General features: G+C 70.8%; 4 protein-coding genes and 1 pseudogene. 2 read left to right on the top strand and 3 right to left on the bottom strand.

The window, feature by feature from the left end:
* The first annotated feature begins 254 nt into the window (after positions 1-254).
* Positions 255-1,544, top strand: coding sequence for a cytochrome P450 (locus ACGFQ9_RS37610; RefSeq protein ID WP_393580337.1), 1,290 nt, complete (start codon positions 255-257; stop codon positions 1,542-1,544).
* A 6-nt stretch (positions 1,545-1,550) separates the two neighbouring features.
* Here ACGFQ9_RS37610 and ACGFQ9_RS37605 read toward each other — a convergent pair whose 3' ends face one another.
* Entirely contained in the window at positions 1,551-2,384 is an 834-nt protein-coding gene (locus ACGFQ9_RS37605; protein WP_393580335.1) for a peptidoglycan recognition family protein, read from the bottom strand.
* 241 nt (positions 2,385-2,625) lie between these two features.
* On the opposite strand from ACGFQ9_RS37605, the gene ACGFQ9_RS37600 reads away from it, so the two are divergent.
* On the top strand, positions 2,626-3,624 hold the full coding sequence (locus ACGFQ9_RS37600) for a RimK family alpha-L-glutamate ligase (protein ID WP_393580334.1): 999 nt from the start codon (positions 2,626-2,628) through the stop codon (positions 3,622-3,624).
* Between the two features lie 7 nt (positions 3,625-3,631).
* Here the strand turns inward: ACGFQ9_RS37600 and ACGFQ9_RS37595 are convergent, their stop codons facing one another.
* Together ACGFQ9_RS37595 and ACGFQ9_RS37590 are read right to left on the bottom strand one after the other, a co-directional pair.
* Positions 3,632-4,132: a peptidylprolyl isomerase gene (locus ACGFQ9_RS37595; protein ID WP_393580332.1), complete on the bottom strand. Its 501-nt coding sequence runs from the start codon at positions 4,130-4,132 to the stop codon at positions 3,632-3,634.
* Positions 4,133-4,219: 87 nt separating this feature from the next.
* A pseudogene (locus tag ACGFQ9_RS37590) lies at positions 4,220-5,700 on the bottom strand (IS200/IS605 family accessory protein TnpB-related protein).
* Between the last annotated feature and the right edge of the window lie 300 nt (positions 5,701-6,000).

Raw genomic sequence — 6,000 nt, 5'->3', positions numbered from 1 at the left:
ACTACATGAACTCCCGCTACGGCTCCCCGGTCGACGCCTGGAACTTCTGGCAGAACAACCACTGGTACTAAGCCGCCGGCACACACAGCAGACACGCGCAGACGCCCGGCCGGAACCTCCCGGCCGGGCGTCTGCGCGTGCGGGCAGCGCAGTCGCACGAACCGGAGACCAAGCGGGGACCGGTCCCCGCTTCGTGCTAACGTCCCCAGATGAAACGGGGAGTACTCCCCGGTGGCTGTGAGGGAGGAACTGCCATGCGTGCCCCGACCCTTGAGGAACTCGCTCCCGAGGGAAGCGATGTGACCGCCGACCCCTACCCCGCCCTCGCCGCGCTCCGCGAGCAGGGCCGCGTACACCGCGTCCACGTACCCGGGACCGGCGACGTCTGGCTCGTCCTCGGCCGGGACGAGGTCCGCGCGGCACTGACGGACCACCGGCTGCGCAACGACATCCGGCACTCCGCGACCTGGGAAAGCGACGGCGGACACGCCATCGGCCTGAACATGCTGCAGACCGACGGCGCCCGGCACACCCGCCTGCGTTCCCTGGTCGCCCGCGAGTTCACCGCCGGACGCGTGGACGCGATGGCATCCCGCGTCCAGCGGATCGCCGACGACCTCCTCGACGCCCTCCCCCCGGCCGGCACCTTCGACCTGGTCGCGGGCTACGCCCTTCCCCTGCCGCTGACCGTCATATGCGAGCTGCTCGGAGTTCCGTCGGCCGACCGGCACCTCTTCCACACCTGGTCGGCCGAACTCGTGACACCGACCTCGCCCGCCGCGGCGGCAGACGCCGGCGCCGGAATGAGCGCCTACTTCGCCTCACTCATCGCCGCCAAGGCCGGTGACACGGGCACGGACCTGATGAGCGCCCTCGTATCAGCCTCCGCCCAGCCGGCCACAGAGGCAGACACACAGACAGACACGGGGACGGACGCAGAGGAAAAGGGACTCTCCCCGGAGGAACTCCTGGGCATGGCCTTCCTCCTGCTCGTCGCCGGACACGAGACCACGGTCAACCTCATCTCCAGCGGCGTACTCAACCTGCTGCGCCACCCGGACCAACTCGCCGCCCTGCGAGCCGACCCGACCCTCCTCGGCGGGGCGATCGAGGAGATGCTCCGCCACGACGGGCCCGTCACCTCCACGGCCTTCCGCCACGCCGCCGAACCCCTGGAGATCGCCGGAGTGCGCATCCCGGCCGGTGACAGCGTGATGCTCTCCCTGGCCTCGGCCTCCCGCGATCCCGGGTACTTCCCCGACCCCGACCGCTTCGACATCCGTCGGCCTCCCCGAGGGCACCTCGCGTTCGGACACGGCGTCCACCACTGCCTGGGCGCGCCCCTGGCCCGCCTCGAAGGCCGGATCGCCCTGCGGACCCTCCTGCGGCGGCTGCCGGACCTGACCCTGACCACGAACCCCGAAGCACTGAAGCACCGCCCGAACGCCATGCTCAGAGGCGTCGCCGCCCTGCCCGTCTCGTGGTCGCGCACACTCCCCGCGCTGGACCTCCGACCCACCGGGCCCGAGGGCCGCTGCCGGTGACGACGCTCAGCGGACCCGTACCGTCCCGAGCAGATCCTCCGGCAGGTACTCCACGAGGGAGTCGGCGAGGGCCACCGGGTCCGCGGACCAGTCGCGGGGCAGGCCCACCGGCCGGCGACGCGGCAGCGGTACCGGCTCGGTGCTCCCCAGCCGCCCGGCCACGTCCTCCCGCAGCTTCGGCAGCATCGCGTACAGCATGTCGCCGGGACAGGCGGTGCTGTTGAAGTCCCGGTGCCCGTAGATCTCGGAGGCGGGCACACCGTACTGACGGCAGATCTGGGCACACAGATCGGCCAGAGCGGTGTACTGCGCCTCGGGAGGCTGCTCCGTCATGTACGTGCCCTCGTTCTCGATGCCGATGGCCACGCTGTTCTGACCGACGCAGTGGGCGGCACGCACCAGCCGGTCCCCCGCGTTCAGCGCGGCGAGACTGTGGTGCCGGCCCTCCAGGACGAAGGCACCCCGGCTGACGGTGAAGTGCTGCCCGGTGTCGATCCAGCCCTGCAGGTCCATGTGGTACGTCTGGATGGCGCGGGCCAACTCGTGGGCCCGGTCCAGCGAGTAGTCGGTGACATTGGCCGTGGCCGTGTGGTGGACGATGATCCGTTCCGGACGCCCGGCGAGCAGCACGACGGACTCGGAGGCCTCCCGGGCACCCCAGCCGGCACAGTCGATGATCCCGGTCCCGCTGGAGCCGTCACGGCCCCGGACCGCCCCACCACCGGTGGCGGCGCGGGCCCGCCCGGCGGCGGCGGTGGGCAGGACGGTGCCGGCGCCGAGCGCGATCGCGGCGGAAACCAGAGCCCGGCGGGAGAGCCGGAAGGACGGAGTGGACGTCATGAGGCAGCCTGTTCCGATCGGGGAGAGTCACCCATAGAACGGGTCCGGCCCGCACGAGGCACGCAGGCGCTCCGTCCGTACGACCTGTTGGGCCTGTGACGAGACGCCGAGTCAGCCGTGTCAGTGACACGCGATCACGGAACTGCGAGACTGGCCCCGCAGATTGCCCCCGGTTCGCGGTCGCGCTCGCGCTCGGCGAAGAGCCGAGGAGCCGAGGAACCGAAGGAGCCGAGAAGCCACCGTGGCCACACAGCACCCTGCTCCATCGGCGATCAGCGAACCCGCCGATGTGTGGATGCTGGTGCGGCAGCGGCCTTCGGTGCTCCGCCGGTCCACACGCGACCTGGCGGCTGCCCTCGCCGACGTGTACGGCCCCCGCTTCGCGGTCTGGCACACCGACGAGCTGCTCTTCGGCGTCCAGGGCGGGCGCCTCGCCCTGCGCACCCTGGGCGGCGCGGACCTCCCCGCTCCGGCCGTGGTGTGCGTACGCCAGGTGGCCGGCCCCATGCACAGCGACCGCGAGGTGACCCTGCTACGGCATCTCGACCGCATGGGCAGCACCCTCGTCAACAGCCTCGACGCCCAGCTCAAGTGCCGCAACAAGGTCTGGCAGCTGCAGGAACTCGCCCTGGCCGGCCTGCCCGTGCCCGACACCCTCTCCTACGCCACCGCCCCCCTGGAAGGCGTGGTCCGCAGCCCCCACCTGGGCACACCGTGCGTGGTGAAGTCCGTCAGCGGCGCCAAGGGCGGGCAGGTCTTCCTCGCCCCCGACCCGCACCTGCTGCGCGAGGTGGCCGGCAGCCTCGCCCGGGAAACGCCGTTCCTCTTCCAGGAGCACGTGGCTCCTTCGCACGGCCGGGCCCTGCGCGTGGTGGTGGTCGACGGCGAACCGGTGGACGCCGTACTCCACACCTCTCCCCACGGCGCCCTCGCCGCCAACATCGCCAACGGCGGTTTCGCCACCCGGTGCGCGGGCCGCTACCCGCAGGCGGAAGAACTGGCGGCCCGCGCGGCCCGCGCCCTGGGCGTGGACATCGCCGGAGTCGACCTGCTGTTCGCCTCCGAGGACACCTTCACCATCTGCGAGGTCAACGCCGTCCCGGGCTGGCGCCCGGCGATGACGGCGGTCGTCCCCGCCGTCACCGCCCACATCGCCCGCGTCCTGTCCGCCCGCGACAGCGCTGTACCCGGATCGGGACGCCCGGCTTCCGGCCGCCCTGCCGAACGAGTGAACGAGTGAGTGGTGCTCAGTCAATGCGCGTGGCGCGCTTGATGTAGACCGGGTCGGTCGGCACGTCCGGCATGCCGTTCTTGGTCGTCGTGGGAGCGTTCACGATCCGGTCCACGACGTCGATGCCCTTGGTGACCTTCCCGAAGACGGCATAGCCGGCGTCAGGGCCGGGGTCGAGCGCGGCATTGTCCGCCACGTTGATGAAGAACTGGGAGGTGGCCGAGTCGGGGACCGAGGTACGGGCCATGGCCACCGTCCCACGCGTGTTGTGCAGCCCGTTGCCGGCCTCGTTCACGATCATCTCCCGGGTGTTCTTCTCGACCATCAGGTCGGTGAAGCCGCCACCCTGGACCATGAAGCCGGGGATCACGCGGTGGAAGATCGTGTTGTTGTAGAACCCGCTGCTGACGTACCTGATGAAGTTGTTCACCGAGACCGGGGCCTTCTCGGCGTCGAGTTCGAGCTCGATGTCGCCGAAGCTGGTGACCAGCAGGACGTGCGGCTGCTGCGCACTCATCGTCGTCTCCTGTACGGATCGCATGTTGACCAACCTCGGCGACGGCCTGGACCACCAGCCGGGCCACGAGGTCTCATTCCACCGTTCCTAATCAGTGAGCAGGAGTGGGTCCTGGACCCATGCCTGGTCACTGCGGACATCCCGAACGGTTTTGGGTGTCCTGGTGCCCCGTGTTCTCGCCGCGTCCGGCGCGCACGGATCGTGTCCGTGGTCCGGGATGCGGGGGCGGGTTCCCTCACGCCTGGGGCTGCCCGGTCGGGCCTGGACGGTCCGATGCCCGCAATGATCACTCTGGTCTTTGCGGGGCGGTGCCGTCCGTCGCCGGATCGGGTGTCCTGGGCGCGTCGTCCGATCGCCACGGCGGCCGCGTCGTGGCGTGTGGTCTTCCTGCTGCTGCTGGTCAGGGGTTTCTGCCAGTGCTGGGCGCCCCACCGGGAGGTGTAGGCGGGATCGACGGCGATGACCGCGATGCCGCTCTCGCTGGCCATGGATGTCAGCCGGGCCCGGAGGGCGTGGCGGACCTGGGCGTCGCGATGCTCGGCGCTGCCGGTGAGGTCGAAGGGGAAGCGGCGGGGACTGCCGATGGGGTTGCCGTGGGAGTCCAGGCGCCAGGCGGCGAGGTGGCCGGCGTTGGTGTCGACGCCGATCACGCCGTCGGCGAGGGCGGTGGCCAGCGGGATGGTCCTGGCCGGGGGGATCTGCCAGGAGGCGGTGACGTACCAGCGGTTGCGGGTCGTGTCGTGGTGGATGCGGTAGGCGACGGCACGGTTGGCCTCGACGCAGTCGGCCCACTGGTCGCCCCGGTGCCGGAACCGTACGCGCCCGGTGAGGACGTACCGGCCGTGCGGGGCGTTGGCGTGTCCGGCGAGTGGGGCCGGGAGTTTGATGCTGACCTGGCCGTCGGGGCTGATGCGGATGGTTTCGTTGCCGTGCCGTTTGCCGGACTCGCCGTCCGCGGCGAGGAACCACTGCTCGGCCTGCCATCGCTGCCGCCACTGCGCCTCGCTCAGCCCGGCCTGCTGGAGGTTGTGGCGGGCGCGGGCAAGGTTCTTCCCGCCGCGCACGACGTGCGCGAGGCCGCTGTCGCGGTCGGCTTGTGCCTGTTCCAGCCGGTGTTCGAGAACGTGCAGGCGACGCTGCTTGGCGTGCCACTCCTGCCGGGTGTGGTAACCACCCGGAGCACGCTTGGACCCCTTCGACCCCAGCGGCAGGGACAGCCGGCAGGTAAGGGTGCGGACCCCGGCCTCAAGGCTCTGGATGTGGGCGAGCTGACCTCGGCGGGCCAGCGCCCACTGATCGTGCGTGGCCTTGGTGATACTGCCCGCCCAGCGCGAGGAGGACTCACCGGTCAGCGCCTGCTTGCGCGCCGCCCACGTCCGGGCGGAGTGCTCCAGCCCCTCCCGGCAGCGCACCGCCAGATCCCGGGCGGCCAGCGACCCCAGATGCACCCCGACCAGAGACAGGACCTGCACATCCCGCGCGGTCAGCTCCTTCAGCCGGGTACGGATCGCAACACCGGAAGGACCGGGAACAACGAACGGCGCCGCCACCTCACGCAGCCCGCCCAATCCCCTCACCCCCACCCGCACCCGCACCGAACAACCCCTGTCACCACACCAACGAGCCCCTCCCGCAAGGGTCACGCATTCGACAAAAGAACTCCCGTTCCCCTCACTCCAGCACCCACTCATCCACACCCAAGCATTCTCAAACGCTGTCAACCGCCAACAGTTCCCAACCCTCGGAGCGCAATTCTCGCAGGACGGGGCGGAGGGTTCACCGAGAGGGCCGATCCACCGCGTGGGCCGGACCTCTCTGCCCGACCGGGGCAACGACCCGTGACGGGAACGCACCGGCCATGACGCCGG

It is taken from the genome of Streptomyces sp. NPDC048603 (assembly GCF_043199475.1).
Lineage (GTDB): Bacteria > Actinomycetota > Actinomycetes > Streptomycetales > Streptomycetaceae > Streptomyces.
This window is presented reverse-complemented; position numbering and strand designations above follow the sequence as displayed.

Bases quoted from the DNA above. Each gene is read 5' to 3' on its own strand.
- ACGFQ9_RS37610 (WP_393580337.1), top strand. From the start codon at position 255: ATGCGTGCCCCGACCCTTGAGGAACTCGCTCCCGAGGGAAGCGATGTG.
- ACGFQ9_RS37605 (WP_393580335.1), bottom strand. From the start codon at position 2,384: ATGACGTCCACTCCGTCCTTCCGGCTCTCCCGCCGGGCTCTGGTTTCC.
- ACGFQ9_RS37595 (WP_393580332.1), bottom strand. From the start codon at position 4,132: ATGAGTGCGCAGCAGCCGCACGTCCTGCTGGTCACCAGCTTCGGCGAC.